Source organism: Bradyrhizobium sp. JHI2711 (assembly GCF_056156565.1).
In genome coordinates this window covers 444,964-469,659 of sequence record NZ_JBPZPT010000003.1, presented here as the reverse complement: position 1 = coordinate 469,659, position 24,696 = coordinate 444,964, and the positions used below count along the sequence as shown (strand labels likewise).

The 24,696-nt window shown below is 65.6% G+C and carries 29 protein-coding genes; 13 read left to right on the top strand and 16 right to left on the bottom strand.

All coding sequences use genetic code 11. From position 1 onward, the window contains the following. Nucleotides 1–113: 113 nt before the first annotated feature. On the bottom strand, nucleotides 114–410 hold the full coding sequence (locus ACTEK7_RS24475; RefSeq protein ID WP_028134403.1) for a DUF4282 domain-containing protein: 297 nt from the start codon (nucleotides 408–410) through the stop codon (nucleotides 114–116). 179 nt (nucleotides 411–589) lie between these two features. On the opposite strand from ACTEK7_RS24475, the gene ACTEK7_RS24470 reads away from it, so the two are divergent. The 3 genes from ACTEK7_RS24470 (at nucleotide 590) to ACTEK7_RS24460 (ending at nucleotide 2,041) form a co-directional block, all read left to right on the top strand. Further along, nucleotides 590–1,042 (top strand): MaoC family dehydratase, encoded by a 453-nt coding sequence (locus ACTEK7_RS24470; protein WP_057027688.1) that lies wholly within the window; start codon nucleotides 590–592, stop codon nucleotides 1,040–1,042. Further along, complete coding sequence (locus tag ACTEK7_RS24465; RefSeq protein WP_225147377.1) at nucleotides 1,042–1,521, top strand: MaoC family dehydratase; 480 nt, start codon at nucleotides 1,042–1,044, stop codon at nucleotides 1,519–1,521. The genes ACTEK7_RS24470 and ACTEK7_RS24465 overlap by 1 nt, the downstream gene beginning before the upstream one ends. Nucleotides 1,522–1,894: 373 nt before the next feature. Next, nucleotides 1,895–2,041, top strand: coding sequence for a hypothetical protein (locus ACTEK7_RS24460; protein WP_036009412.1), 147 nt, complete (start codon nucleotides 1,895–1,897; stop codon nucleotides 2,039–2,041). A gap of 38 nt (nucleotides 2,042–2,079) precedes the next feature. On the opposite strand, the gene ACTEK7_RS24455 is transcribed toward ACTEK7_RS24460, so the two are convergent. The 5 genes from ACTEK7_RS24455 to ACTEK7_RS24435 all read right to left on the bottom strand — a co-directional run bounded on the left by ACTEK7_RS24455 (nucleotide 2,080) and on the right by ACTEK7_RS24435 (nucleotide 5,685). Beyond that, entirely contained in the window at nucleotides 2,080–2,217 is a 138-nt protein-coding gene (locus ACTEK7_RS24455) for a hypothetical protein (protein WP_007614812.1), read from the bottom strand. 327 nt (nucleotides 2,218–2,544) lie between these two features. Continuing rightward, complete coding sequence (locus tag ACTEK7_RS24450) at nucleotides 2,545–2,967, bottom strand: hypothetical protein (protein WP_036040066.1); 423 nt, start codon at nucleotides 2,965–2,967, stop codon at nucleotides 2,545–2,547. A gap of 355 nt (nucleotides 2,968–3,322) precedes the next feature. Beyond that, a complete protein-coding gene (locus ACTEK7_RS24445) occupies nucleotides 3,323–4,231 on the bottom strand; it encodes a hypothetical protein (RefSeq protein WP_225147378.1) in 909 nt (302 codons plus the stop codon). A gap of 372 nt (nucleotides 4,232–4,603) precedes the next feature. Beyond that, nucleotides 4,604–5,044: a nuclear transport factor 2 family protein gene (locus ACTEK7_RS24440; protein WP_109145308.1), complete on the bottom strand. Its 441-nt coding sequence runs from the start codon at nucleotides 5,042–5,044 to the stop codon at nucleotides 4,604–4,606. Between the two features lie 200 nt (nucleotides 5,045–5,244). After that, nucleotides 5,245–5,685: a nuclear transport factor 2 family protein gene (locus ACTEK7_RS24435; RefSeq protein WP_225140462.1), complete on the bottom strand. Its 441-nt coding sequence runs from the start codon at nucleotides 5,683–5,685 to the stop codon at nucleotides 5,245–5,247. Between the two features lie 346 nt (nucleotides 5,686–6,031). Here ACTEK7_RS24435 and ACTEK7_RS24430 point away from each other — a divergent pair, with 346 nt between their 5' ends. Then, entirely contained in the window at nucleotides 6,032–6,418 is a 387-nt protein-coding gene (locus ACTEK7_RS24430) for a hypothetical protein (protein ID WP_225147379.1), read from the top strand. Between the two features lie 37 nt (nucleotides 6,419–6,455). Here the strand turns inward: ACTEK7_RS24430 and uvrB are convergent, their stop codons facing one another. The 4 genes from uvrB to ACTEK7_RS24410 form a co-directional block, all read right to left on the bottom strand. Further along, a complete protein-coding gene (gene uvrB, locus ACTEK7_RS24425; protein WP_225186200.1) occupies nucleotides 6,456–9,428 on the bottom strand; it encodes an excinuclease ABC subunit UvrB in 2,973 nt (990 codons plus the stop codon). 94 nt (nucleotides 9,429–9,522) lie between these two features. Beyond that, nucleotides 9,523–9,747 carry a hypothetical protein gene (locus ACTEK7_RS24420; RefSeq protein WP_225148087.1) on the bottom strand — a complete coding sequence of 75 codons (225 nt, stop codon included), beginning with the start codon at nucleotides 9,745–9,747 and terminating at the stop codon, nucleotides 9,523–9,525. A 53-nt stretch (nucleotides 9,748–9,800) separates the two neighbouring features. Then, nucleotides 9,801–10,025, bottom strand: a complete 225-nt coding sequence (locus ACTEK7_RS24415) for a hypothetical protein (RefSeq protein WP_036009439.1) — start codon at nucleotides 10,023–10,025, stop codon at nucleotides 9,801–9,803. 104 nt (nucleotides 10,026–10,129) lie between these two features. Then, nucleotides 10,130–11,044: a LysR substrate-binding domain-containing protein gene (locus ACTEK7_RS24410; protein ID WP_225148094.1), complete on the bottom strand. Its 915-nt coding sequence runs from the start codon at nucleotides 11,042–11,044 to the stop codon at nucleotides 10,130–10,132. 190 nt (nucleotides 11,045–11,234) lie between these two features. On the opposite strand from ACTEK7_RS24410, the gene ACTEK7_RS24405 reads away from it, so the two are divergent. The 3 genes from ACTEK7_RS24405 (at nucleotide 11,235) to ACTEK7_RS24395 (ending at nucleotide 13,055) form a co-directional block, all read left to right on the top strand. After that, nucleotides 11,235–12,014, top strand: coding sequence for a sulfite exporter TauE/SafE family protein (locus ACTEK7_RS24405; RefSeq protein ID WP_109145303.1), 780 nt, complete (start codon nucleotides 11,235–11,237; stop codon nucleotides 12,012–12,014). Then, the gene (locus tag ACTEK7_RS24400) at nucleotides 12,011–12,241 is read left to right on the top strand and encodes a hypothetical protein (protein WP_225126813.1); all 231 of its coding nucleotides are present in this window, start codon (nucleotides 12,011–12,013) and stop codon (nucleotides 12,239–12,241) included. The genes ACTEK7_RS24405 and ACTEK7_RS24400 overlap by 4 nt, the downstream gene beginning before the upstream one ends. A gap of 115 nt (nucleotides 12,242–12,356) precedes the next feature. Continuing rightward, a complete protein-coding gene (locus ACTEK7_RS24395) occupies nucleotides 12,357–13,055 on the top strand; it encodes a glutathione S-transferase family protein (protein ID WP_225148086.1) in 699 nt (232 codons plus the stop codon). 63 nt (nucleotides 13,056–13,118) lie between these two features. Here ACTEK7_RS24395 and ACTEK7_RS24390 read toward each other — a convergent pair whose 3' ends face one another. Next, complete coding sequence (locus ACTEK7_RS24390; protein ID WP_225148085.1) at nucleotides 13,119–13,334, bottom strand: hypothetical protein; 216 nt, start codon at nucleotides 13,332–13,334, stop codon at nucleotides 13,119–13,121. Between the two features lie 118 nt (nucleotides 13,335–13,452). On the opposite strand from ACTEK7_RS24390, the gene ACTEK7_RS24385 reads away from it, so the two are divergent. The 3 genes from ACTEK7_RS24385 (at nucleotide 13,453) to hmuQ (ending at nucleotide 16,809) form a co-directional block, all read left to right on the top strand. Beyond that, complete coding sequence (locus tag ACTEK7_RS24385) at nucleotides 13,453–14,994, top strand: DUF1800 domain-containing protein (protein WP_225148084.1); 1,542 nt, start codon at nucleotides 13,453–13,455, stop codon at nucleotides 14,992–14,994. A gap of 2 nt (nucleotides 14,995–14,996) precedes the next feature. Continuing rightward, nucleotides 14,997–16,214: a DUF1501 domain-containing protein gene (locus tag ACTEK7_RS24380; RefSeq protein WP_225148083.1), complete on the top strand. Its 1,218-nt coding sequence runs from the start codon at nucleotides 14,997–14,999 to the stop codon at nucleotides 16,212–16,214. A gap of 271 nt (nucleotides 16,215–16,485) precedes the next feature. Further along, nucleotides 16,486–16,809 (top strand): heme-degrading protein HmuQ, encoded by a 324-nt coding sequence (gene hmuQ / locus ACTEK7_RS24375; protein ID WP_225148082.1) that lies wholly within the window; start codon nucleotides 16,486–16,488, stop codon nucleotides 16,807–16,809. Between the two features lie 177 nt (nucleotides 16,810–16,986). Here the strand turns inward: hmuQ and ACTEK7_RS24370 are convergent, their stop codons facing one another. The 5 genes from ACTEK7_RS24370 to ACTEK7_RS24350 form a co-directional block, all read right to left on the bottom strand. Further along, complete coding sequence (locus ACTEK7_RS24370; RefSeq protein ID WP_109145980.1) at nucleotides 16,987–17,442, bottom strand: GNAT family N-acetyltransferase; 456 nt, start codon at nucleotides 17,440–17,442, stop codon at nucleotides 16,987–16,989. Between the two features lie 86 nt (nucleotides 17,443–17,528). Further along, nucleotides 17,529–18,341 carry a PAS-domain containing protein gene (locus tag ACTEK7_RS24365; protein WP_225148081.1) on the bottom strand — a complete coding sequence of 271 codons (813 nt, stop codon included), beginning with the start codon at nucleotides 18,339–18,341 and terminating at the stop codon, nucleotides 17,529–17,531. A 229-nt stretch (nucleotides 18,342–18,570) separates the two neighbouring features. Continuing rightward, a complete protein-coding gene (locus ACTEK7_RS24360) occupies nucleotides 18,571–18,720 on the bottom strand; it encodes a hypothetical protein (RefSeq protein WP_036009463.1) in 150 nt (49 codons plus the stop codon). Between the two features lie 73 nt (nucleotides 18,721–18,793). After that, nucleotides 18,794–18,970: a hypothetical protein gene (locus ACTEK7_RS24355; protein WP_225148080.1), complete on the bottom strand. Its 177-nt coding sequence runs from the start codon at nucleotides 18,968–18,970 to the stop codon at nucleotides 18,794–18,796. Between the two features lie 154 nt (nucleotides 18,971–19,124). After that, nucleotides 19,125–19,775, bottom strand: a complete 651-nt coding sequence (locus tag ACTEK7_RS24350; protein WP_025032208.1) for a glutathione S-transferase family protein — start codon at nucleotides 19,773–19,775, stop codon at nucleotides 19,125–19,127. Between the two features lie 592 nt (nucleotides 19,776–20,367). Between ACTEK7_RS24350 and ACTEK7_RS24345 the strand changes: the two genes are divergently transcribed. The 3 genes from ACTEK7_RS24345 to ACTEK7_RS24335 all read left to right on the top strand — a co-directional run bounded on the left by ACTEK7_RS24345 (nucleotide 20,368) and on the right by ACTEK7_RS24335 (nucleotide 24,686). Further along, nucleotides 20,368–21,570 (top strand): pyridoxal phosphate-dependent aminotransferase, encoded by a 1,203-nt coding sequence (locus ACTEK7_RS24345; RefSeq protein WP_036009490.1) that lies wholly within the window; start codon nucleotides 20,368–20,370, stop codon nucleotides 21,568–21,570. A 385-nt stretch (nucleotides 21,571–21,955) separates the two neighbouring features. After that, nucleotides 21,956–22,435 carry a DUF992 domain-containing protein gene (locus tag ACTEK7_RS24340; protein ID WP_109145297.1) on the top strand — a complete coding sequence of 160 codons (480 nt, stop codon included), beginning with the start codon at nucleotides 21,956–21,958 and terminating at the stop codon, nucleotides 22,433–22,435. 202 nt (nucleotides 22,436–22,637) lie between these two features. Further along, nucleotides 22,638–24,686 carry an elongation factor G gene (locus ACTEK7_RS24335; RefSeq protein WP_225148079.1) on the top strand — a complete coding sequence of 683 codons (2,049 nt, stop codon included), beginning with the start codon at nucleotides 22,638–22,640 and terminating at the stop codon, nucleotides 24,684–24,686. Nucleotides 24,687–24,696: the final 10 nt, after the last annotated feature.

Genomic DNA, 24,696 nt, shown 5'->3' with positions numbered 1-24,696 from the left:
AGCTGGTCATTCCGGGGCGCGCGAAGCGCGAGCCCGGAATCCATCTATACGCTTGTTCTGTGGCTCAATGGATTCCGGGCTCGCCTCTTCGAGGCGCCCCGGAATGACGGGAATCACCGCATCCCTGATCCCTGGTCCCGGATCGCGCCGAGATGCTCGTTGATGCGGAAGACGATCAGGATCAGCTCCGCGACGATGCGCGAGAACACGATGCCGACCACGACGCTGGCGATCGACGACAGCAGCACCAGGAAGCCGCCGAATGGGCTGATCGCCATCGCGGCCAACCCTGAGAAGATGCCGGAGAGCCCGAACAGGCAGATCAGCGCGATCACCAGCCAGTAGAAGGTCTTGATGATCGTCGGCGTGATGAAGCGGTCCCACTGGAACAGGTCGCTGAATGAGAACATTGCTCTCCCCAAGGCAAATCGCAAGGCAAATCGGGACTTCAAATCGGGCTTCGGCCGTCGATCGATCCGACTCAAATCAACGCCGATCTCAAGTATGTAGCACGAGCCATGCGGGCCGGCGGGTTGAGATTGCCGCAAAGTGCGGCCACAATCTGTCATTCCCGCAAAGCTTTCCCGAGATGACCCTGACCTTCGAAGATTTCCCGCCTGGCCGGTTCGGAACGTTCGGCCCGCGCCACGTCACCCGCGACGAGATATTGGCCTTTGCCGCCGAGTTCGATCCGCAGCCGATGCACCTCGACGAGGCGGCAGCAGCTGAGAGCATGCTGCGCGGCCTGTCCGGTTCGGGCTGGCACCTGTGCTCGCTGATGATGCGGATGATGGCCGACGGCTTCATCACCCGCGCCGCGTCGCTGGGATCTCCCGGCGTCGACGAGGTGCGCTGGCTGTCGCCACTGCGGCCTGGCGACGATCTCACGCTCGACGTCGATGTCCTGGAAGCGCGGGCCTCGAAGAGCCGACCTGAGCTCGGCATCGTCAAGTTCAAATGCACCGCGCGCAATGCGGCGGGGCAGGCGCTCGCCGAGATGATCTCGCCGATCCTGATCAAGCGGCGCGAGGGAGCGGCCTGATGCGGTTCTTCGAAGACATCGCGATCGGTCAGCGCCGCGAGATCGGCGCCTATACGTTCACCGCGGAAAAGATCAAGACCTTCGCCGCCAAGTTCGATCCGCAACGCTTTCACCTCGACGAGGAGGAGGGCAAGAACTCGCTGTTCGGCGGGCTCGCGGCCTCGGGCTGGCATGTCGGCTCGGCCTGCATGAGCCTGCTTGTCGCCGACGGCCAGCGCCTGGCACGCGAGGCCGCCTCGCGCGGCGAGGAGGTCGCGGTGTGGGGCCCGTCGCCGGGCTTTCGCGACCTGCGCTGGATCAGGCCGGTGCTCGCCGGCGACACCGTCGCTTACGTCAACGAAGTCATCGACAAGCGCGCCTCCGCCTCCCGTCCCGGCTGGGGCATTTTGACGGCCCGCACCACCGGCACCAACCAGCGCGGCGAGGAGGTCTATTCCATCACCGCCTCCGCCTTCGTGCCGCTGCGCAAGGGCGCGTGATTTAGAATTGATCGAGCTGGTCGCGGTTCCTTCACCTCTCCCCGCTTGCGGGGAGAGGTCGAATTCGATCGCAGATCGAATTCGGGTGAGGGGGTACAGGTCTCTCGACCGCCGCCTATACGGAGAGACGCCCTCACCCCAACCCTCTCAGCGCGAGCGAAGCTCGTCGCGCCCCCGTAAGAACGGGGAGAGGGAGAGGAGAAACCGAGCGAGTGTTGCCCGCGCGCTATGGACGCGATTCCGGGTGGCTGCCATAAGCCTGCGCAACATGGTTACGGCGAAGCGGTTTCGCGGAACCAGTCAGTTGCTAACTAATTATGAACCTGTCGCTGTCTATTTGAAACGAATAGGCAGACGACAGGGGACGAGGACCATGGCTGATCGCGGCGCACTCAAATTTGTTGGATTCATCTTCGCGACCGCGACGCTGGCCGTGATGCTGGTCGCGGGCATGGTGGCGAAGGGCTACGCCGATGGCGCCTACACGCTGGAAGCCTCGACCGCGGAAGCGGCCCGGTAAGAATTCGTTAACGATCGCGGCCGGCATCCGGCCGCAGCTCAGCGGCTATAGACGAACGCCAGGATGGCGATCGCAACCGCCAGCAGCCCGACAAAGCGCAGCATGATCGTGCCGAATTGATTCGGCGCGGGCCGCAACGGGATCGGGTCCGTGGTGTCGGGCCGAATGCTTTCCATCTGAAATGTCCCCTGAGCCCGGCCGTAGCTGCACGGGCGCTTGGCGTTGGTCGCCGGGGTGGGCCGGAGGGTTCAATGGTGGCCGTTGGCCGCGCCACATTCTCCGCTGTCATGCCCCGGCTTGTCCGGGGCATCCAGTACGCCGCGGCCTATCGACTCAATCACCGGCGCTGGTGGAATACTGGATCACCCGCCCCTGTGCGCAATTGCGCACTAGGCGGGTGATGACACCTGTGTTGGAGAAACGGCTGCGTGACCCACCAACAAATCAAAACCGCCGCGCTCCCTTCCGGAACGCGGCGGCCAATGATGCGTTCGTGCCGGCGATCAGCTGTTGCGCAGGCCGTCGGCGGCGCGCTTCCACTGCGCGACGTTGTCGGCGATCATGCGGGTCGATTTCATCGCGGCCTGGCTGAGCTGGGCGTAGCCGGAGATCTCGCGCTGGACGCGCTGGCCTTCGGCGTGGAGCAGGTCGCGCAGGCTCTCGAGCTCGGAGATCAAATTCTCGATCTCGGCGAGCGAGGTGCCGGCGACGCGCTGGATCAGCGAGTTGACGTTGTTGACGGTGGCTTCCGCGCTCGGGTCGAGCGGCGGCGCGTCGGCGGTTGTCGCGGCCGGACGGCGCAGATAGGCGATGTCGTTGCGGACGAAGTCGCGGATGCCGGCTTCGACCTCGGTCACGGCGGCGAGGTTGGTGTCGACCGTCTCGGTCTCGGTGGCTTCGATCTTTTCGGGACGCATGGCGTTCATCGTTATTCCCCTGTTCGCGTTGAGCGCAGCGCGAGTGTCCCCCGCACGACGACGTCTGTGAGGCAGGCTGCATCAGGGCGTCCGATTTTGACCGCAAATGGGCCAAGATGCGGCAAGGCCGGACCATTCGGGGGTTTTGCCGTGGCGTATGGTTAGGGAAGGGTGAATCGCGTGCGAGGTGAATGCGCGGTCGGCCGGTGTTTCACGCCCTCGCCCCGTTCTTACGGGGAGAGGGTGGGGTGAGGGGCTGCTTCCGCGATCACGGTGAGAGTTGGACTCGCGGAGAGTCCCCCTCACCCGGAATTTGCTGTCGCAAATTCCGGCCTCTCCCCGCAGGCGGGGAGAGGCGAAGACACTACCAGCTCTTCTTGAAGCCCGCCGTCACGCTCTTGTTCAGCGTGCCTTGCGAGGTTTCACCGACCGAGCCTGATACGGTGACGTTGTCGAACAGCTTCTGCTCGGCGCCGAGCTTGCGCAGCCATTTGTCGTCGGTGGTCGACAGCGTCTGGCCGGCAACGATGCTGGTGCCGGTGTCGGTCACGGTGACCTTGGCGCTCTGGTCGGTCTCGTAATTGCGCGTGACGTGGCCGCCGATGCCGGGGACCGCACTGGTGCCCTGCTGGTTGACGCTGTAGCCGTTCTGCAGCGTCAGCGAGGTATCGCCCGACAGCGGCACCGATTTGGTCAGTGACGCCCCGATCTTGCTGTGCTCGGCGCCGGGATCGACCCTGGCTTCCACCGCGGTCTTGTCCCAGATCGCGCCCGCGCCCGGCGCGGTTGCCGTCGCCCAGGCGCTGCCCGAGGATTGCGGCAGGTTGCCGCCGTTGGTGGCCTTCTGCGCCAGCAGCTCGGACATCGTCCTGGGCTCGCTCGCCAGCGTCATGTCGGCGCCGACTCGGGTATCCCAGAACGAGGACACCGATTGCTTCACGGTCACCGCCGAGGAGCCGTTGGCATTGGGATTCGACGTCCAGTCGAGGCCTTCCCTGGCGGCGGCCTGCGCGCGCTTCTTGGCGGCCATCGGGTCGATGCCGGTCCCGGCATCGACCGCGATCTGGCTCCAGTCGAGCTTGTCGACGTCGATGCCCTTCATGATGTCGGGATCATTGACGTCGGGGGCTTCGGCCGCCTCGGCCTCGTCGTCGGATGCGGGTGCGGAGAAGGGCGGAATGATCTGTGCCTGTAACGTCAGCACCGAGCCCAAGATGAATGCGGCCGCCAGCAACGGCAGCCTGGTCCAGCCAAACCCTGTCGAGAATTCCATCGTCCTGCCCGCGAACCCCAGCGCATGCTGTCCGCCCCACTATAGCGGTCGCAATGACCATGCGCCATTCCGGCGCTGAAAGTGCCGGTTTATCGTTGCGGAATTGTGGCGGTTCGCAAGGGGAGGCGAACCAACGGGCCGCGCGAAAGGCGCGCGCCCGATGACAGGTTCGTGATGCGACGGCATCCGGCGGGGCTGGAGGCCAGGACGTCGCGATCGCCTCGTCATCGGTCCCGAACAGCGGGGCCCGTTGGCGTCCCCCCTAAAGCGCGATGATCATCATCGCGCTTCAGGTTGTTGTTTGCGCATGATCTTCTCGGAAAACCGCTTCGCACTTTGCGCTAACGCGGCCCTTCGGAGCCGGATCATGCGTTAGCCGACGCTGGTCATCTTCGGCAGATGAATGGCGCGGCCGAGTGCCTGCTCGACCAGGTCGAAGGTGTCGATCAGCACCCGCATGCTGATCAGCTTGCCGGCCTTGAACTGGGCGAACTGCGCCACGCGCAGGCTGATCGGCTTGTTGGAATCCAGGGCCGTCAGCGAATAGCGCACCATCGAGGCGGCGGAATCGACGCCCAGCATGATGCTCTCGCGGTCGAAGCGGCGGACCTGGAAATTGTCGGCGAGCTGGCGGATGACGTCGAGCACGGCATCCTTGCCCTGGCGCGCGCCGAGGAACGGAAACATGTCGATCGGGCCGTAGAGCGCCCACTCGACGTCCTCGTCGATCAGGGCCTCGATATCCCTAAAATCCCGGTCGTTGATCGCGCGGTGCAACGCACGCGAGAAACGCCAGAGGCTGTGCTCTGTCATTTGGGGCAGTCCTGAAGGTGGCTTTACGGAAAAAAACGCCAAACAACCCCATGCGCACCAAGGCGCCAGGGCTCAACTCATTTGTATACGAACAAATTAGCAGATTTCGGCCAAAACGCAATTCACGTTTTCGCAATGCACACTTGAACGGGTTTTGTGAGATTTACAATACAACCCCGTAATTGTCCGGGTCCCGGCGCTCAGTCCGCCCCGGCAATCAGCGGCCCGATCTCCCGTTCCAGCACCTGCTGCACCAGGTCGTAGGAATCGATGATCTCGCGCATCTCCGCCACCAGTCCGCCGCGAAACGTGTAGAACACCGCCATGTCGAACTGCACGATGCGGTCGTTGCTGCGCTTCTTGAAAAAAGCGTGCATGTAGGTCGCGACGGCCTCGCCCTCGGCGACGATATGCGGCGTCTTGTAACGAACCTCCGAATAGCGCGACCAGACCGTCTGCCACAGCTCGCGCAGCTCCTGCTTGCCGTGGCGCGGCACCAGATGTGGCAGCACGTCAATCGGGGCGTGGGTGAGGAAATAGACGTCGTCGGTGCAGCTGGCCAGCGCCGTCTCGATATCGCCGCGCGCGAAGGCATCGAGCAGGTGCACGACGCGTTGGCGATTCAGCTGCTCCACCGTCATTCCCACCCGCTCTCCTTGGTCTTGTGCCTTTTGCAAGCCTAGCGCGTGGTCTCACGCCGGCGCAATCCGCAAGATCACAGGGATGTTTGCAGAGGTTTTGACGTGCGAGCGCAATGCCCGGTTCATGGGGTTCGCGGCGTCTTCGGCTGCTTGGTGTGCAAGCCCGCGTGGACGAACCCGCAAAGCCGCGCGCCGGGAACATAGGCGGCCCGCTCTCGTGCGCCGAAGCTTGGGTGAACGTGGAGGGGAGAGACGCAGCCGGCATCGCCGGCCTGCGTGATCCATCTCACGTCGCGCCTGTCCAGACGCCGCTACCGTCATCCCCAAGTCATCAGGGAGACGTGCCATGGCCGCCATCGCCACCGTCAGAAAGTCCCGCCTGCACAACGCGCTCGAAGGCCTCGCGCTGACCGCGAGCCTGCAGAGCTTCCCGACCTTCGCCACATCGGCCTTCCTGCTCAAGCTCTGCGGCGACCACGACCTCGTCGGTGACGCCGGCGTCGCCATCTTCGTCGCCTTCGCCTCGCTCGCCCACGCGACGCTCGCCGTGACCCTCGGCCCGAGCTTCCCGCACCTGTTCAAGACCGTCTACGAGCCGAAATTCTTCGAGGCCCATCTGTCGTTGTCCGACAAGATCACGGCCTGGCGCACCCAGCCCGTCGCCTCGCTGCAACTGGTGACGATCGTGCTGCTGCTGTCGGTGATGGCCGTGGTGGCGGCGAGCGTGGGGTGAGGGGGTAACCACGAACGTCGCCGATAAACCTACGCGTCTACCTCTTCTTCCACCCACCCCTTCGCCCCGGTGCCCCGCCCGTCGACTTCGGCGCGGGCCCGAACTCCGGTCCCGACTGCCGCGAATCCGTCGGCTGGATGATCCTGCTGGTGCTGCCGAACGGCTTTGACGGCAGCGCGCGGCTCTCGCGATAGGGCAACGACTCCGGGCCGTGCATCTCGTCGAGATGCGGCTTATGCACGCGGGAGCCCTTGCCGCCGCCGGCCTTCAGCGCAGTTGCGGCGCTCTTGTTCCTCATGGCGCTGACGGGCAGGTTCGCGGCATCGCCGTATTTCTTCGTGCCGGCATAGGCGCCGGCCTTGGTCGCGACCGTGCGCTGCTTGGCGGTGGGATCGTCGACCACGGCGAGCTCGGTGGCGCGCAGGCGCTTGACCTCGTCGCGCAGGCGGGCGGCTTCCTCGAAGTTCAGATCGGCAGCGGCCTCGCGCATCCTCGTTTCGAGATCGGCGAGCACGGCTTCGAAATTATGGCCGATCGAGATGACGTCGTCGGTCATGTCGTGACCGCCGACCTCGACCAGCACGTGGTCGCGCTCGTAGACCGAGTTGAGGATGTCGCCGATCTGCTTCTTCACGCTCTCCGGCGTGATGCCGTTGGCATTGTTGTACTCGACCTGCTTCTCGCGGCGGCGGTTGGTCTCGGCGATGGCGCGCTCCATCGATCCCGTCATCTGGTCGGCATAGAGGATCACCTTGCCGTCGACGTTGCGCGCGGCACGGCCGATGGTCTGGATCAGCGAGGTCTCGCTGCGCAGAAAACCTTCCTTGTCGGCGTCGAGGATCGCGACCAGCGCGCATTCGGGAATGTCGAGGCCTTCGCGGAGCAGGTTGATGCCGACCAGCGCGTCGAAGGCACCGAGCCGCAGATCGCGGATGATCTCGATGCGCTCGATCGTGTCGATATCGCTGTGCATGTAGCGGACGCGGATGCCCTGCTCGTGCAGATATTCGGTGAGGTCCTCCGCCATGCGCTTTGTGAGGACCGTGATCAGTGAGCGATAGCCCGCTTGCGCAGTGGCTCGCACTTCGCCGACGAGGTCGTCGACCTGCGTGCGCGCGGGGCGAATATCGACGGGAGGATCAATCAGTCCGGTGGGACGAATGACCTGCTCGACGAACACGCCGCCGCTCTCGTTCAGCTCCCAGCTGCCCGGCGTCGCCGACACCGCGACGGTCTGCGGCCGCATCATGTCCCATTCCTCGAAGCGGAGCGGGCGGTTGTCCATGCAGGAGGGCAGGCGGAAGCCGTATTCGGCCAGCGTCGCCTTGCGCCGGAAGTCGCCGCGGAACATGGCGCCGATCTGCGGGATAGTGACGTGGCTCTCGTCGGCGAAGATCAGCGCGTTGTCGGGCACGTATTCGAACAGCGTCGGCGGCGGCTCGCCGGGGCGGCGGCCGGTGAGGTAGCGCGAATAGTTCTCGATGCCGGCGCAGCTGCCCGTCGCCTCCATCATCTCGAGGTCGAAGGTGGTGCGCTGCTCCAGCCGCTGCGCCTCCAGCAGGCGGCCCTGGTTGTTGAGCTGGTCGAGCCGCTGCTTCAATTCGAACTTGATCGACTTGATCGCCTGCACCAGCGTCGGCCGTGGCGTCACGTAGTGCGAGTTGGCGTACATCTTGATGAATTCGAGCTCGTCCTGCTTGTGGCCGGTGAGCGGATCGAACTCCTCGATAGTCTCGATGGTGTCGCCGAACAGGTTCACGCGCCAGGCGCGGTCTTCATAGTGCGCCGGGAAGATGTCGATGACGTCGCCGCGGACACGGAAGGTACCGCGGGTAAAATCGGCCTGGGTGCGCTTGTACTGCAGGGCGACGAGGTCGGCGATCAGCTGGCGCTGGTCGATGCGCTCGCCCTTCTTCAGCGCGAAGGTCATCGCGGTGTAGGTCTCGACCGAGCCGATACCGTAGATGCAGGACACCGACGCGACGATGATGACGTCGTCGCGTTCGAGCAGCGCGCGCGTCGCCGAGTGTCGCATGCGGTCGATCTGCTCGTTGATCGAGGAATCCTTTTCGATGTACGTGTCCGTGCGGGGCACATACGCTTCCGGCTGGTAGTAGTCGTAATAGCTGACGAAGTACTCGACTGCGTTGTCGGGGAAGAAGTTCTTGAACTCGCCATAGAGCTGGGCGGCCAGCGTCTTGTTCGGCGCCAGGATCAGGGCCGGGCGCTGCGTCGCCTCGATCACCTTGGCCATGGTGTAGGTCTTGCCCGAGCCGGTGACGCCCAGCAGCACCTGCGAACGGTCGTTGCGGTTGATGCCCTCGACCAGCTCGGCGATCGCGGTCGGCTGGTCGCCCTTGGGCTCGTAGGACGACTTGATCTCGAAGCGGACACCGCCTTCGGACTTCTCCGGGCGCGGCGGCCGGTGCGGCGTCCACACCTTCATGGAGCCGTCGCCCTTGCGGAACTCCGGCCGGCCCTCGCGGATCAGCGATTCCAGCGCATCCGCGGTGGCCTTGACGCCGAGCGCCTCCATCTTGGAACGCGGCGGGCGCGCCAGCGCTTCGGCATCGTCCTCCTCGGTGGGCAGGCCGAGCTGCCGCGCCAGTTCCGGATCGAGCGTCGGGATGGTGGCCGCAGTTCCGTAATTGGCCTGCGGTGCCTCCTCTAGCCCGGCAAGCTCACTGGACTGACGGGCGCCCGGCGGCTGCGGATTGGGCCGCAGCGGCATCGGCCGCGCCGCATCTTGCGGAAACTCCTTCGGCGTCGAAGCCCGCGCGCGATGCGCGGCGGCCTCGCCCCCGGCGCGGCGGTCGCGCGAATTGTCCGGCGGCGGCTGCAGGCCGGTGCCCGAGCCCAAGCCCGCATCGCCGCGATTGATCGCGGGATTGAGCAGTTCGGCCAGCGCCGGCCCGATCGGCTGCACGTCGGGGCGATGCGCCTTCGAGTTCGGAGCCTTGGTCTTGAGGGATTTGCCGGATTTTTCGGAGGATGCAGGTTTCTTCGCCATGAGGCGAATATGGGACGAGTCCGCCCCGCAATAAAGGGTGAAGGCCCGTGGTCATGCAGGCTGCTGACAGCAGGTTGGCAGCAGCCTTGTGCCCTCACGCCGCCGGCAGCGGCCCCTCGTCTCCGGCGGTGACATTCGGCTCGAGGATGTCGAGATGAATGCCGCCGCAATCGGTGCAGCGCATGGTCCAGTACTCGCATCCGGCGCGGCCGCCGATCACACGGAGCACCGTGAGATCGCTGTCGCATTCCGGGCAGTTGGACAGCACTGCGCGGGCGTAGATCCGCGGCCGCGCTGCATCGGTTTCGATGATGGACATGACCGGTTCCCCCCTTTTTTCGCCGCCCTGTCTCTGGTCGGCCTGCGGACCGCCTATTCGTCGTCGCCGCCGGTCCGCAGCCGAAAACGATCGATGTGGTGCTTGGCATCGGCAATCGCGGCATCGCGATCGGGCCAGGCGAAGCCGACTTCCATGGCCGGAAACAGCACGCCGTCGATGGCCACCGGGCTGAGATCGGCCCGGCGGATCCGCGCGTGCCACAGCCCCTTGCCAGCTTCGAAGGATTCGATGTCAAAGCCGTCGTAGAGGGTCGTCATGAGTGTAGGTCCCACGTTTCTTTTCGGAGGGTCACGAGACCACGTCTGCGGAATTTGGGATGTGAAGCCGTTCACAAGCAGACGGCTTTTTTGCCCGCCAGGCTTCAGTTCCGCGCTGCGGCGCGGCCGATCCGGCGCGGGCGGGCGGCGGGTTCCGATGCCGCCCGCATGATCCAGCGGCGGAAGGCGGCAAAGTCGCGCTGCTCGGTCTGGAAGCTGCGATAGAGCAGGTACCAGCGCATGCCCTTGGGCACTGACAAGTCGAACGGCGCCACCAGTCGGCCGGCCGCAAGATCGTCGTCGATATAGGGGCGGATGCCCATGGCGATGCCGAGCCCGTCGGCCGCGGCCTGCAGCGCCTGGCCGTAGAACTGGAACTCGGGCCCGCGCGCGTTGATCCTCGCCGTGCCCGCCGCCTTCAGCCAGATCGGCCAGTCCTCGGGTGAGTGCGCGACGCGGATCAGGCTCGGTCCTTTCAGGTCGCCCGGGCGCTTCAATCCGCCGGCAAGGCGCGGCACGCAGACGGGGGTGAGGTCGCCCGCGAACAGCGGCTCGGCGACGAGGCCGGGCCAGTCGCCGGTGCCGAGCTTGATGCCGCAATTCCAGTCCTCGCCGAACGGCACCGCGGCGCCGCCGGTGGTGAAGCGCACCTCGATGTCGGGCTCCTCGCTGCGAAACTCCGACAGGCGCGGGATCAGCCAGCGCATCGCAAAGGTGTGGCCGACGCCGATGGTGAGCACGCGCACGCTCGCAGGCGCCGTCACCTGCGCCGTGAGGCTCGCCAGCGCATCGAAGATCGGGGTCAGCCCGCTCTGATAGGCGCGGCCGGCCTGCGTCAGCACGAGCCTGTTGGCCTTGCGCTCGAACAAGGCGACGCCGAGCCGCTCTTCGAGCAGGTGCACCATGCGGCTGACGGCGGCCGCCGATACGCTCAGCTCCAGCCCGGCCGCAGCAAAGCTGCCGGTCCGTGCCGCCGCCTCGAACGCCTTGATGCCGTTGAGAAACAGCAGCCGCCGCAAATGACCCACCCTCAGGAAAGCTGATGCCAGGGCAAGATATCTCAGTTTGCGGAACAGGCGCAAGCGAGGCACAAACATCAGCGTAATTCGTGCTGATTTGTTGAAGCAGGCGCGGTGCCTTCGCCTCTCCTCGCGGGGCGAGGGAGTGAAACAGTTTGCGTCCCTCACTCGCCCTCGGGAGATTCCTTTCGTGACGCCCATCATGATCGCTGCCCTTGGATTGCTGATGGTGGCCACGGCATTCCTGTCGGGGCTGTTCGGCATGGCGGGCGGGCTGATCCTGATCGGCGTGCTGCTGGCACTGATGCCGCTGCCGACCGCGATGGTGCTGCATGCGGTCACGCAGATGGCTTCGAACGGCTGGCGCGCGTTCCTGTGGCGGGCGCATATCCGCTGGCGGCCGGTTGCGAACTATATGGTCGGCGCGGCCGTGGCGCTCGCGGCGTGGTCGCTGACCCGCTACGTGCCGGACAAGCCGGTCGCGCTGCTGCTGCTCGGCATCACCCCGTTCATGGCGCGGCTCCTGCCGGCGAACATCAAGCCGGACCCTGATAGCCTCTGGCAGGGCACGGTCTACGGCACGATCTGCATGGGCCTGATGCTGATGACCGGCGTCTCCGGCCCGCTGCTCGACACCTTTTTCCTCGGCGGCGATTTCGGCCGGCGCGAGAAGGTTGCGACCAAGGCGATGTGCCAGGTCGTCAGCCATTTCACCAAGCTGATCTATTTCGGCGGCATCATCGACCAGGCCGCGGGCCTCGATCCCGTGCTCGCTGCCGTCGCCATCGCAGCCTCGATGCTCGGCACCACGCTGGCGCGGCGCATCCTCGAAGCCATGACCGACCAGCAGTTCATCGCCTGGTCCAACAAGCTGATCACCACCATCGCCTGCTACTACATCGTCCACGGCGGCTGGCTGTTGCTACGTGCGCCGGTTCTGGCCGCCTTCGACAAGGGAGGTTTGCAATGAGCTGTAACGCCGATCCGCTGGTGCTGGACTTCGTCGAATGGGTCGCGCGCGAGCCGCGCGCCTATGCCGAGGTGATCGCGACCTGGAAGACCTCGTGCCCGCGCCTCACCATCTGGGAGGACGCCGCCGAGCGCGGCTACGTCGCGCGTGAGACGATTGCAGGTCTCGGGCTGGTGATCGCGGTGACGGAAGGCGGCGAGAGGCTGTTGCGCGCGAACGGGCGGTGACGCGCACACCTCTCTCCACATCGTCATTGCGAGCGCCAGCGAAGCAATCCAGAATGTCTTTCGCGGAAGCAGCCTGGATTGCTTCGCTGCGCTCGCAATGACGGAGCACTGCTCAATGTCGCTCAAACTCTACGAACTCGTCGGCACCGATCCCGCGCGCCCCTTCAGCCCGTATTGCTGGCGCACCCGGATGGCGCTCGCGCACAAGGGCCTTGCGGCGGAATCGCTGCCCTGGCGCTTCACCGAGAAGAGCGCGATCGCGCCGCACGGCTCGGAGAAGGTCCCGGTGCTGTTGCATCATGACAAGCCGATCGTCGATTCCTGGACTATTGCGAACTATCTCGAGGACACTTTTCCGGATCGCCCGTCGCTGTTCGGCGGCGAGGGCGGCCGCGCGATGGCGCGCATGATCAATGCGTGGGGCGACATCGCCATCGTCGGCGGCATCTTTCCGCTCCTCATCGCCGATATCCCGAACAATCTGAATGAGGTCGATGCCGCCTATTTCCGCAAGTCGCGCGAGGCGCGCTTCGGCGGCAAGACGCTCGAGGAGATCATGGCGGGCCGCGACACCGGCATCGTCGCGTTCCGCAAATCGCTCGAGATCATGCGGCAGACGTTCAAGACGCAGCCTTTTCTCGGCGGGCAGGCACCGAACTACGCCGACTACATCGTGTTCGGCGGATTCCAATGGGCGCGCGTGGTCAGCCCGTTCAAGCTGCTCGAAGCGGATGATCCAGTCTATGCCTGGCGCGAGAGGCTGCTGGATGCGTTCGACCGCATGGCGCGGAAGTCGCCGGGACATGAGGTGTAAACTTCGTAGCCCGGATGGAGCGCAGCGAAATCCGGGGCCGGTGCTAGCGGAACGATTCCCGGATTACGCTTGCGCTCCATCCGGGCTACGCGCCGCCGCTTTCCGCAAGCACTCCCGGCACAGGCAGTCCTCGCCCTCGAGCGGCATCGGCAGTTTTGCCGTCTCCTCCGCGCACCAGCAGGTCCCTGAGAGATCGCAGCCGAATTCGCTGCGGCAACGGGAACAGGTGAGACGGCGCGCAAGTGCCGGCGCTGACGGCATTTCTTTCGGATTTGTCATGATCTACGTCGAAGCTTCGCCGTCATTTTCATGGCGGGTTCATCTGCCGCTGCAGTATATTACGCGCCGACCGCGTCGAAAGGAAAGCACCTCGCAACGCGCGAAGGACAGAGCATCGATGGCCCGCGATTCGCAAGCCGCCCTCGTCGCGCTCAACCGCTTCGGCTTCGGCGCCCGCGGCGGTGCATCGGGCGATCTCGTCAACGCAAGCTCCGATCCGCGCGGCTTCGTGAAGGCGGAGCTTTCGCGTCCCAATGGCGTGCTGCTGGAAGCGCCGGGTCTGCAATCGACGCCGCAGCTCGGGCAGGCCGTGTTTGCCTATCAGGACCAGGTCAAGCAGGCGCGTGAGGCGGCGAAGGCCGCTGCGCCCGCCGAGACGCCGCCTGCCGATCAGAACGCGCCCTTGCGTCGCAATCTCTCGCTGAATGCCGCGGCAGAGATCACCGGCCAAATGGCCGATGCGAAGCCCACAGGCAGCGCACCGAAGCCCGAGACCATGCAGCCGAACGCCGCGCCGCCTGCTGCCAAGCCAGCGCCGCAGCCGCTCAACGTCATCCAGAAAACCTTTCGCGCCGAGGCGTTGGCGCGGCTGCAGCGCGCCACGCTCGCCGAATGCGGCTTCACCGAGCGCTTGGTCGCGTTCTGGTCCAATCATTTCTGCATCTCTGCCAGTAAGGGCGAGCTGGCGCGGATCTGGGCCGGCGCGTTCGAGCGCGAGGCGATCCGGCCGCACGTGCTCGGGCGCTTCGCCGACATGCTGAGGGCTGTCGAGCAGCACCCGGCGATGCTGTTCTTCCTCGACAACCAGCAATCGCTTGGACCTGACTCGCGCGCGGGACAAAACCGCAAGCGCGGGCTGAACGAAAATCTCGCGCGCGAAATCATGGAGCTGCATACGCTCGGCGTCGGCGGCGGCTACACCCAAGGCGACGTCACCTCGCTCGCGCGCATCATCACCGGCTGGACCTTTGCCGGCAGGCAGGGGCAGCTCGGAGTCCCCGGCTCCTTTGTCTTCAACACCAATGCGCATCAGCCGGGGCCGCAGGTGCTGCTCGGCAAGACCTACGATCAGGCCGGCCTCGCACAGGGCGAAGCTGCGCTCGCCGATCTCGCGCGGCATCCCTCGACCGCGAGTTTCATCGCCACCAAATTCGTCCGTCACTTCGTCGCGGACGAGCCGCCGCCGGCGCTCGTTGCGCGCCTGCGCGACGTCTTCGTCAGGACCGACGGCGATCTCAAGGCGATGGCGACCACGCTCCTCGATTCCGATGAAGCTTGGAAGGCGCCGCTCACCAAGCTGCGCTCGCCATACGATTTCCTCGTTGCGAGCGGCCGGCTGCTGGCGCGCGTGCCGGAGGATCCCGGGGCCTATCTCAACAACCTCAATCTGCTCGGCCAGCCGCTGTGGTCGCCGCCGGGTCCCAACGGCTTTCCCGACAGCAATGCCGCCTGGGGCGCGCCGGAAGGCATCAAGCTCAGGCTCGACATCGCGGCGCAGATCGGCGCGCGGCTCGGCAACAACATCGATCCGCTCGACCTCCTGGAGTTCGCCGCCGCCGATGCCGCCTCGGCCGAGACGCGGCGGACCATCGAGCGCGCGGAGTCGCGGCAGCAGGCGCTGGCGCTGCTGCTGATGTCGCCGGAAATGCAGAGGAGATGATGATGACCGACTGCGTCGAGAACCGGCTCCTCACGTCCCGCCGCGGTCTCCTGGTCGGCGGCGCTTCCTTTGCGGCCTGGGCTTACCTGCCGAAATTCGCCCGCGCGGCCGACGGGCGCGATCCGCGATTGATCGTGGTGATCCTGCGCGGCGCACTGGACGGGCTCTCGACCGTCGCGCCGCTCGGCGATCCCGATTATGCCGGCCTGCACGGATCGATCGCGCTCAGCGCCGACGGCGCCCATCCCGCAATCATGCTCGACTCGTTCTTCGCCCTGCATCCGGCGATGCCGGAGTTTGCGCGCATGTATCGCGACAAGCACGCTGCCGTGATCCACGCGGTTGCGACGCCCTATCGCGACCGCTCGCATTTCGACGGCCAGGACGTGCTCGAAAGCGGCTATGCCGGCCCTGGCCGCGTGCAGTCCGGCTGGCTCAACCGCGCGCTGGAAGCGCTGCCGCGCGGCGAGCGCGTGTCGAGCGGGCTTGCGGTCGGGCCCACGACGCCGCTGGTGCTGCGCGGCAATGCGCCGACCGTCGGCTGGGCGCCGGTCGCGCTGCCGCAGGCCGACGACGACACGGCCATGCGCCTCGTCGAGCTCTACCGTCATCGCGATCCCGCTTTGGCCTCCGCGCTGTCGCAAGGCCTCCAGCTCGACAAGGTCGCGAGCGGCGACGACATGAAAGCGACGCGCGGCAATGCGGTCGCGCAGATGCGCCAGGTCGCGCGCGGCGCCGCAAAGCTGATGGCGGCTGATGATGGCCCGCGCATCGCCGCGCTCGCCTTCGACGGCTGGGACACGCATGCCAATGAGGGCGGCCCTGTGGGGCGTCTCGCCTTCCTGCTCGGCGGTCTCGACGGCGCGCTTGCCGAGTTCGAAAGCGGCTTAAGGGATCGCTGGCGCGACACCGTCGTGGTCGTCGCCACCGAGTTCGGCCGCACCGCGCGCATCAACGGCACCGAGGGCACCGATCACGGCACGGCTACGGTCGCCTTGCTTGCCGGCGGCGCGGTGCAAGGCGGCCGGGTGATCGCGGACTGGCCCGGCCTCAAGCTCGCGAACCTGTATGAGGGCCGTGACCTCAAGCCGACCACGGATCTGCGCGCGGTGATCAAAGGCGTGCTGCAGGATCAGTTCGGCCTGTCCGATCGCACGCTGGCCGAGACGGTGTTCCCCGACAGCGCAAGCGCAAGGCCGATGAAGGGGCTTGTGGTCTGACTTAACCTCTCCCCGCCCTTCTGCGGGGAGAGGTCGGATTGCTCAGGCGCGTGCGCCTGAGCAATCCGGGTGAGGGGCAAGGCACACTATTCCCGAGAGGGGAGTCCATCCGATTCCCACATTGACCGTGCGTGCATCGCGCACATCGCCTACAATCGAGACCGAACTCGCGGAGGCAGCCCCTCACCCCACCCTCTCCCCGTAAGAAACGGGGAGAGGGAGCGAGAGAGCACCGCATCCTGACGATCGCGCCCACAGGAGACACCACCCCATGTACATCGCCATGAATCGCTTCCGCGTCGCCAAGGGCTCCGAGGCTGCCTTCGAGCAGGTCTGGCTCACGCGCGACACCCATCTCGACAAGGTCCCTGGCTTCATCGAGTTTCACCTGCTGCGCGGGCCGGAAGCCGAGGACCACACACTGTACGCCTCGCACACCGTGTGGGCGAATTATGCGGCGTTTGAGGCCTGGGCCAAGTCGGAAGCATTTCGCGCGGCGCATCATAAAGCGGGCGACAACAAGCCGCTTTATCTCGGCCATCCCCAGTTCGAAGGTTTCGAGGTGATGCAGACCGTGGGGCGCGGCGCCAAGTAACGCTGCCAAGTAGCGCTGCCAGCAAAAAAATGCGGCCCCTGTCAGACGCGGCGACTGACGGGGACCGCTGGGGCGCATGATCGGTGACGGGGGGCCTGACCAGACGCAGGGGCAGCCTAGCCTTGCTGTGTTACGCGCGGGTGACAGGTGGAGTTATCCACAGGCTCCCGGCACGCCTCAGAAGATCTTGCGATAGACGATGAAGCCGGAGCGCTCCGCGACCTTGTCGTACAGGCGCTGCGCCGTGAGATTGGTCTCGTGCGTCTGCCAGTAGACACGCGGCGATCCCGCCAGCTTCGCCCGTTCGTAGACGCCATGGATCAGCGCCGAGCCGACGCCCTTGCCGCGCGCGGCCTCTGATGTGAACAGGTCCTGCAGATAGCAGGACGGCTCGATCGCGGTGGTGCTGCGATGGAACAGATAATGCGTCAGCCCGAGCAGGCGGCCGTTGTCCTCGGCGACCAGCGCATGCATCGGCTCATAAGCATCGAAGAAGCGCTGCCACGTCATCCCAGTGATCTCGGGCGCGAGCGCGGTCGGACCGGAGCGGCCGTAAAAGGCGTTGTAGCCGTCCCACAGCGGCAGCCATTGATCGTAATCCTGCCTGGTGACGGCGCGAATGATGAGCGACATGTGAATTTCCGCGATCTCGGAGGTGCGCGATGAAGGGATGCCCTTCATACGTGATGATCCTGCTGCCGATCAATCGCACACTCGCCTCACTCCGCAACGCGCAAGTACTGGATCAGCTTGCGGCCGGTCGGATCGCGCAGCGAGCGGTAGTAGTCGGCGCGCGCCGGTGCATCGGTGTGGCGCACGAGGTCGGTCACCGGCGTGTAGCTCAGCATCCGCCCGCCGTCCGGCAGTGCGGTGCAGACGAAGCGCAGCACCTCGCCGTTGCGCAGCGCGACGTTGATCGGCGTGGCATCGCCGACCCGCACCATCTCCATGCGCTGCGCGATGAAGGTGCCGAGCTCGTCCTCGGGCAGCGCGAACGCGCCGGTGTCGCGGCCGTGATACATCAGCGCGATGAAGGGTGGCTTCGCCTCGGCGACCTCGTCCGGCACCGCAAAATAGTCGCGGAACGCGCGGTTGATGAATTCGGCCCGGGTCTCGGCATCGAGCAGCACGATGCCGATATCGACCTTGTCGAGCGCGGCCGACAGCCGCGCGGCAATGGCGTGGCTGCGGCGCTCGGCCGCGAAACTGCCGAGCAGCCGCTCGCGCATCAGCCCGGTGATGCCGGCGGTTCCGAAAACGGTGACGGCCAGGAGGCCGAGCGGCGCCAGATCAGCGGCGCCATGGCCGGAGACGCCGTGGCGGTTGAGGAAGAACAGCGCCGCGCCGATCACCGCGACAATCGCGGTCGTCACGGCGGAGGCGAGACCTGCGAGCGCGCCGGCGAGAGCCACGATGGCGACGAACAGCGGGGCGGGCGAGGGCGCGGGGACGAAGCGATCGAGCAGCATCGCCAGCAGCAGGGTCGCTGCCGTCAGCGCCGGACCGGAGATCGCACGCCATCCGAACCGCATGGACCTGTCTCGCTCCTCCCGAAAGAGGTAAGGCCGCAACACTGGCTGATTGTTGCGTGACTGCGATGCGATTTCGTGCGGCGTGCTTAAGGCGCGGTTGCGTGCAAGCGTAAGGCTTTCGGATGATTTTAAAGCATGATCCGGAAAAGTGTGAAGCGGTTTTCCGAAAAGATCATGCTCAAACAATAACCTAAAGCGCGATGACGATTCATCCTAATCGCATCGCGCTTTAGACCATGTGCGCGCGCTGCTGCAGCGTCGGCGCATGCAGCGTCGACGTGCCCGTGCCCTTGCGCGTGCCGACGATGATCAGCAGCGAGGCCGCGACCAGGATGGCCGCAGTCAGGGTGATTGCAACGACTACCACAGGTGATTTCATCGACGTCCTGTCGCGATGCCGGTCGGCGCGGGCCGCACGGCGCCCTGAAGGCTGGTCCAGGATGAAACGGGAATCAGACCGGCAGGCCCATCGCCATGGTCGCCTTGGTCGACAACAACGTCAGGGTGACGATCAGGCACAGCGAAAGCGCGGCGACGGCGAGCGAAGCCGCGACCGCATGGGTGAGCCGGGAAGACGCGACGGTAGCGGATGGGCTCTGAAACCCCGCTGTGCCGGACGCCCGCATCATGGTCTAAATCCTTCAACACGCGAGCGAATCACCCGCGACTTTCCAGAATTTCCCAGTTTCAACCGGCAACATTGCGGCGGCGACCGCGCCGAAAGTGGCGGGATTGCGGCAAAGGCGGCCCTTATGCCCGCTATTCGCCGGAGCGGACGCGCCGTCAGGCGCTCGCGGCGATGCTGGCGGGGTCGTCGATGTCGGCCGGGCGCCAGTCCATGGTCACGAAGCCGGGCGCGGCTTCGACGCGTTTGAGCCAGTCCCGGATCGCCGGGAAGGCCTGGAGGTCGAAGTCGCAGCGGTCGGCGAGGTGGGTGTAGCCGTACAGCGCGATGTCGGCGACCGTGAGCTGGCGCGCGGCGAAATAGGAATTGGTCTTGAGGTGGTTCTCCATCACCTGGAGCGCGCCATAGCCGCGCTCCATCCAGTCCTCCAGCGAATGGGTCTGCAGGTCGCGGCCGCCCTTGACCAGCGACAGCCAGAAATAGGCCGCGCCGATGTTCGGCTCGAGCGCGTGCTGCTCGAAGAACATCCATTGCAGCGCCTCGGCGCGGTCGATGCGGTTTTCCGGCGCGAGCGGCGTGCCGACGGCAACGTACCAGAGGATGGCGTTGGACTCGGCGAGATAGCGGTCCTCGCCGACCTCGAGCAGCGGCACCTGCCCCGACGGGTTCTTGGACAGGAAATCCGGCGTGCGGCTCTCGCCGCGCAGAATGTCCACCTCCACCGCTTCGTAAGGCAGGTTGAGCAGCGCCAGCGCAAGGCGGACCTTGTAGCTGTTGCCCGAGCGTTGCATCGAATAGAGCTTGTACATTCTGGCGTTCGAAATCCGAGGACGAGAAGACGCGGCGCCCGTTGCCCCGCGAGGCGGCTAAACAATGATGCCGATGCGAATCCGCCGCAAGTGCCGGCCGATAGAAAAACTCGAAAACCCTACCGCACTGCAATGGAGAGGAAGATCATTTCGCGACGATGCAGTTCAGTTCACATGTACGTCAATCTGCGGACACATCGCTCTACGTAGGCTACCGCATAGACGATCGAGATTAGGACGCCAGTGTTTCCGCATCGTCATGGCCGGGCTTGACCCGGCCATCCACGTCTCACTTGGCGCACGAAGAACGTGGATGCCCGGGACAAGCCCGGGCATGACGACGAGCGGTTTCCTGGAGACGTGCATCATCTAGAATTGCTCCGAGGACAGGCCTTGTCGGATATGAGCAATTCCGGAGGCAAAAGTTACGGAATATTGCGGGAAACCGCGCCTCGCAGCGCTCCAACTCGTAAACTTTTCCGGGATCGGGCCGAAGTTTCTTGCGGCCCAGCGGCACACGTTTTAGGGTGGCTCATTCCCACAATTGGAGTCGTGAGGCGAAGGGCTTCACGACGCTCGCCAGGAGATGATGATGTCCTTCCTTGCCGCTGCGCTCGACCGTGTGAAGCCGTCCGCGACCATCGCGGTCACGGATAAAGCACGCGCGCTGAAAGCGGCGGGCCGCAACGTCATCGGCCTCGGTGCCGGCGAGCCCGACTTCGACACGCCCGCCAACATCAAGCTGGCGGCGATCCGCGCCATCGAGGCCGGCAAGACCAAGTACACCGCGGTCGACGGCATCCCCGAGCTGAAGGAAGCCATCATCGCGAAGTTTCAGCGCGAGAACGGCGTCGCCTACAAGCCGAACCAGATCATCGTCGGCACCGGCGGCAAGCAGGTGCTCTACAACGCGTTGATGGCGACCATCAATCCGGGCGACGAGGTGATCATTCCCGCGCCCTATTGGGTCAGCTATCCCGAGATGGTCGCGCTCGCGGGCGGCGAGCCGGTGCCGGTGGTCTGCACCGCCGCGACCGGCTTCAAGCTCCAGGCCGAGGCGCTCGAGCGCGCGATCACGCCGAAGACCAAATGGGTCATCCTGTGCTCGCCGTCGAACCCGACCGGAGCTGCCTACACGCGTTCGGAACTGAAAGCGCTCACCGACGTGCTGGTGAAGCATCCCCACGTCTGGGTGATGACCGACGACATGTACGAGCATCTCGTCTATGACGACTTCCAGTTCACCACGGTCGCGCAGGTCGAGCCGAAACTCTACGACCGCACGCTCACCGTGAACGGCGTCTCGAAGGCCTATTGCATGACCGGCTGGCGCATCGGCTACGCGGGCGGTCCCGCGCAGCTCATCAAGGCGATGTCGACGATCCAGTCGCAGTCGACCTCGAACCCGTCGTCGATCGCACAATGGGCCGCGGTCGAGGCGCTGAACGGTCCGCAGGACTTCATCCCCGCCAACAACAAGGTGTTCAAGGAGCGGCGGGACCTCGTCGTCTCCATGCTCAATCAGGCCAAGGGAATCGAGTGCCCGCGTCCCGAAGGCGCGTTCTACGTCTATCCGTCGTGCGCCGGCACGATCGGCAAGACCGCGCCGTCGGGCAAGGTGATCGCCAATGACGAGGACTTCGTCACCGAGCTCCTGGAGACCGAAGGCGTCGCCGTGGTGCAGGGGTCGGCCTTCGGCCTTGGACCGGCGTTCCGCATATCCTACGCGACCAAGACCTCGGACCTCGAAGACGCCTGCAAGCGCATCCAGCGCTTCTGCGGCAATCTGCGGTAAGACGGTCGCGACAAGAATCGGAAAGGCCCGCTTCGGCGGGCCTTTTTTGTTGTTTTTCGATAAGAGGAGTCGGATGGACTTTTTGTTTCTGGTCGGCGTTGTGCCCGGCCCCTCACCCGGATCACATCTGCGATGTGATCCGACCTCTCCCCGCGGAAGAGCGGGGAGAGGCTAAGCAAGGCCGGCGACGTTGCATTGTGAGGGACGCACGGCTCTCTCACTCCCTCGCCCCGTTCTTACGGGGAGAGGGTGGGGTGAGGGGTCTCTCCGCAAGTTCGATTCTAAACGCGCGCGAGCTGGCACGGCCGCGGCTCTTGTGGCATAGACCCGCAACACGGGTGGGGCGCTCTCTCTGCTCGCGTCACATTTTTCGCCGGAGACTTTCATGCGCCGTTCGTTCCTCTTCGCTGCACTCACCGCTGCCAGCCTCATCGCCTCCGTCGTGAACACCGGCGCGCAGCAGCGGATGGCGCGGGTCGGCGTGCTCGAATGCCGCGGCGGCGCCAGCGTCGGCTTCATCGTGGGGTCGGTGACTCATCTCGGCTGCGTGCTGCGCGCCGACGGCTTGCCCGACGACCGCTACGTCGCGACCATCCGTAAAGTGGGCCTCGACATCGGCATCACCCAGGAGACGGCTTTGGCCTGGGGCGTGTTCGCGCCGGTCGACCGGCTCGGCCCCGGCGACCTCTCCGGCAATTACGTCGGCGCGCAGGGCAGCGCCTCCGTCGGTGTCGGCTTGGGGGGCAACGTGCTGGTCGGCGGCTCCAACAATTCGATCGCGCTGCAGCCGCTGAGCGTGCAGGGCCAGGTCGGCCTCAACATCGCCGCCGGCCTCGAGAGCCTGGAACTCCGTCCGGGCCGTTGAGATATACGGGCGAAGCTCTCTCCTTACCTCTCCCTTCGGGAGGGTGGAACACCGAGCCTGCAGTCCGTGGAATTATAAGACTTGATCCAACTGACGACGCACCGCAGCGACGTTTGATGCTTGCCAAATCTCGGGGAGGGGCAGAGCATCGGCGTTTGCCGACCCAATCACGGGCCGAGCTCCACACCAAGGAGGCGGCGAAATGGGACAAGACGTCAGAAGTCCCCGAGGTCCACGGTGCATCGCGCTGGTGGGCCCTTTCCAAAGCGGTAAAACCACACTTCTGGAAGCAATATTGGCGCGAACGGGTGTAATCCCGCGCGCCGGCAGCGTCGATGCCGGAACGTGCGTCGGCGACGCCACGCCCGAGGCCCGTCATCACAAGATGACCGTCGGCCTCACTGCCGCCACCACGAGTTTCATGGGCGACAGCTACACCTTCCTCGATTGTCCCGGTTCCGTCGAGTTTGCCCACGACATGCGCGCCGCGTTGCCGGCGGTCGACGCCGCAATCGTGGTCTGCGAGGCCGACGAGAAGAAGCTGCCGCAGCTTCAGATCATCCTGCGCGAGCTGGAGGAGCTGAAGATCCCGCGTTTCCTGTTCCTCAACAAGATCGACCGCGCCAGTCAGCGCATCCGCGAGACGCTGGCGATGCTGCAGCCCGCCTCGCGCGTGCCGCTGGTGCTGCGCCAGATCCCGATCTGGAAGGGCGAGCTGATCGAGGGCTTCGTCGATCTCGCGCTGGAGCGCGCCTTCATCTATCGCGAGCACAAGGCCTCCGAGGTGATCGCGCTCGAAGGCGGCGATCTCGATCGCGAGAAGGAAGCCCGCTTCTCGATGCTGGAGAAGCTCGCCGATCACGACGATGCGCTGATGGAGCAGCTGCTCGAGGACATCCAGCCGCCGCGCGATGCCGTCTTCGACGATCTCGCCCGCGAATTGCGGGAAGGGCTGATTTGCCCGGTGCTGCTGGGCGCCGCCGTGCGCGAAAACGGCGTGTTGCGCCTGATGAAGGCGTTGCGTCACGAGGCGCCCGGCGTTGCGGAGACCGCAAAACGTCTTGGCGTACCCGAGGCTAAGGACGCGCTCGGCTATGTCTTCAAGACGCTGCATTCGCAGCACGGCGGAAAGTTGTCGCTGACGCGGCTGCTCGCTGGCCATCTCGACGACGGCGCCACGCTGCAATCCTCATCCGGCGGTGCCGGGCGCATCTCCGGCATCCTCGCCGTCAACGGCGCCTACGACACCAAGCGCGCCTCGGCCGAAGCCGGCGAGACCGTGGCCCTCGCCAAGCTTGATCCGGTCAAGACCGGTGACACGGTTTCGAGCGGCAAGACGGCGCCCGCGGCATTGATCACGATCGAGCCGACGCCGCCGGTGCTCGCGATCTCGGTCGCGGCCACCGACCGCAAGGACGACGTCAAGCTCGGCCAGGCGCTGACGCGCCTGCATGAGGAGGATCCCTCGCTCATGATCGTGCAGAACGCCAAGACTCACGACACTGTGCTGTGGGGCCAGGGCGAGATGCATCTGCGCGTCGCCAGCGAGCGCTTGCGCGACCGCTTCGGCGTCAAGATCACCTCGCATCCGCCTGCGATCGGCTATCAGGAGACCATCCGCAAGCCGATCACCCAGCGCGGCCGTCACAAGAAGCAGTCCGGCGGCCACGGCCAGTTCGGCGATGTCGTGCTCGACATCACGCCGCTGCCGCGCGGCGACGGCTTCAAGTTCGCCGAGAAGGTGGTGGGCGGCGCGGTGCCGCGCAACTACATCCCGGCGGTGGAGGAGGGCGTCGTCGATGGATTGGCGCGCGGTCCGCTCGGCTTCCCCGTCACCGACGTGCAGGTGACGCTGACCGACGGCTCCTATCACAGCGTCGATAGCTCCGATCTCGCCTTCCGCACGGCCGCGCGGGTCGGGCTCAACGAAGGCCTGCCGCAATGCCAGCCGGTGCTGCTGGAGCCGATCCACATGGTCGAGATCGTCTGCCCGACCGACGCCACCGCCAAGATCAACGCGATCCTGTCGGCGCGGCGCGGCCAGATTCTCGGCTTTGACACCCGCGAGGGCTGGACCGGCTGGGACTGTGTCCGCGCCATGATGCCGGAAGCGGAGATCGGCGAGCTGATCGTGGAGCTGCGCTCGGCCACCGCCGGCGCCGGCAGCTTCACGCGCCAGTTCGACCACATGGCCGAAGTCACCGGCCGCGCCGCCGACCAGATCATCGCCGCACATCAGCACGCGGCGTGAGGCGGCTCCC

Coding starts and splice junctions, on each gene's coding strand:
- ACTEK7_RS24450 (WP_036040066.1), bottom strand. CDS start 2,967: ATGAACGCCATGCGTCCCGAAAAGATCGAAGCCACCGAGACCGAGACG.
- ACTEK7_RS24380 (WP_225148083.1), top strand. CDS start 14,997: ATGACCGACTGCGTCGAGAACCGGCTCCTCACGTCCCGCCGCGGTCTC.
- ACTEK7_RS24350 (WP_025032208.1), bottom strand. CDS start 19,775: ATGTACAAGCTCTATTCGATGCAACGCTCGGGCAACAGCTACAAGGTC.
- ACTEK7_RS24335 (WP_225148079.1), top strand. CDS start 22,638: ATGGGACAAGACGTCAGAAGTCCCCGAGGTCCACGGTGCATCGCGCTG.
- ACTEK7_RS24370 (WP_109145980.1), bottom strand. CDS start 17,442: ATGTCGCTCATCATTCGCGCCGTCACCAGGCAGGATTACGATCAATGG.
- ACTEK7_RS24385 (WP_225148084.1), top strand. CDS start 13,453: ATGGCCCGCGATTCGCAAGCCGCCCTCGTCGCGCTCAACCGCTTCGGC.
- ACTEK7_RS24435 (WP_225140462.1), bottom strand. CDS start 5,685: ATGACGGTGGAGCAGCTGAATCGCCAACGCGTCGTGCACCTGCTCGAT.
- ACTEK7_RS24345 (WP_036009490.1), top strand. CDS start 20,368: ATGTCCTTCCTTGCCGCTGCGCTCGACCGTGTGAAGCCGTCCGCGACC.
- uvrB (WP_225186200.1), bottom strand. CDS start 9,428: ATGGCGAAGAAACCTGCATCCTCCGAAAAATCCGGCAAATCCCTCAAG.
- ACTEK7_RS24465 (WP_225147377.1), top strand. CDS start 1,042: ATGCGGTTCTTCGAAGACATCGCGATCGGTCAGCGCCGCGAGATCGGC.
- ACTEK7_RS24340 (WP_109145297.1), top strand. CDS start 21,956: ATGCGCCGTTCGTTCCTCTTCGCTGCACTCACCGCTGCCAGCCTCATC.
- ACTEK7_RS24365 (WP_225148081.1), bottom strand. CDS start 18,341: ATGCGGTTCGGATGGCGTGCGATCTCCGGTCCGGCGCTGACGGCAGCG.
- ACTEK7_RS24455 (WP_007614812.1), bottom strand. CDS start 2,217: ATGGAAAGCATTCGGCCCGACACCACGGACCCGATCCCGTTGCGGCCC.
- hmuQ (WP_225148082.1), top strand. CDS start 16,486: ATGTACATCGCCATGAATCGCTTCCGCGTCGCCAAGGGCTCCGAGGCT.
- ACTEK7_RS24460 (WP_036009412.1), top strand. CDS start 1,895: ATGGCTGATCGCGGCGCACTCAAATTTGTTGGATTCATCTTCGCGACC.
- ACTEK7_RS24390 (WP_225148085.1), bottom strand. CDS start 13,334: ATGACAAATCCGAAAGAAATGCCGTCAGCGCCGGCACTTGCGCGCCGT.
- ACTEK7_RS24470 (WP_057027688.1), top strand. CDS start 590: ATGACCCTGACCTTCGAAGATTTCCCGCCTGGCCGGTTCGGAACGTTC.
- ACTEK7_RS24395 (WP_225148086.1), top strand. CDS start 12,357: ATGTCGCTCAAACTCTACGAACTCGTCGGCACCGATCCCGCGCGCCCC.
- ACTEK7_RS24430 (WP_225147379.1), top strand. CDS start 6,032: ATGGCCGCCATCGCCACCGTCAGAAAGTCCCGCCTGCACAACGCGCTC.
- ACTEK7_RS24355 (WP_225148080.1), bottom strand. CDS start 18,970: ATGATGCGGGCGTCCGGCACAGCGGGGTTTCAGAGCCCATCCGCTACC.
- ACTEK7_RS24475 (WP_028134403.1), bottom strand. CDS start 410: ATGTTCTCATTCAGCGACCTGTTCCAGTGGGACCGCTTCATCACGCCG.
- ACTEK7_RS24440 (WP_109145308.1), bottom strand. CDS start 5,044: ATGACAGAGCACAGCCTCTGGCGTTTCTCGCGTGCGTTGCACCGCGCG.
- ACTEK7_RS24360 (WP_036009463.1), bottom strand. CDS start 18,720: ATGAAATCACCTGTGGTAGTCGTTGCAATCACCCTGACTGCGGCCATC.
- ACTEK7_RS24420 (WP_225148087.1), bottom strand. CDS start 9,747: ATGTCCATCATCGAAACCGATGCAGCGCGGCCGCGGATCTACGCCCGC.
- ACTEK7_RS24415 (WP_036009439.1), bottom strand. CDS start 10,025: ATGACGACCCTCTACGACGGCTTTGACATCGAATCCTTCGAAGCTGGC.
- ACTEK7_RS24445 (WP_225147378.1), bottom strand. CDS start 4,231: ATGGAATTCTCGACAGGGTTTGGCTGGACCAGGCTGCCGTTGCTGGCG.
- ACTEK7_RS24400 (WP_225126813.1), top strand. CDS start 12,011: ATGAGCTGTAACGCCGATCCGCTGGTGCTGGACTTCGTCGAATGGGTC.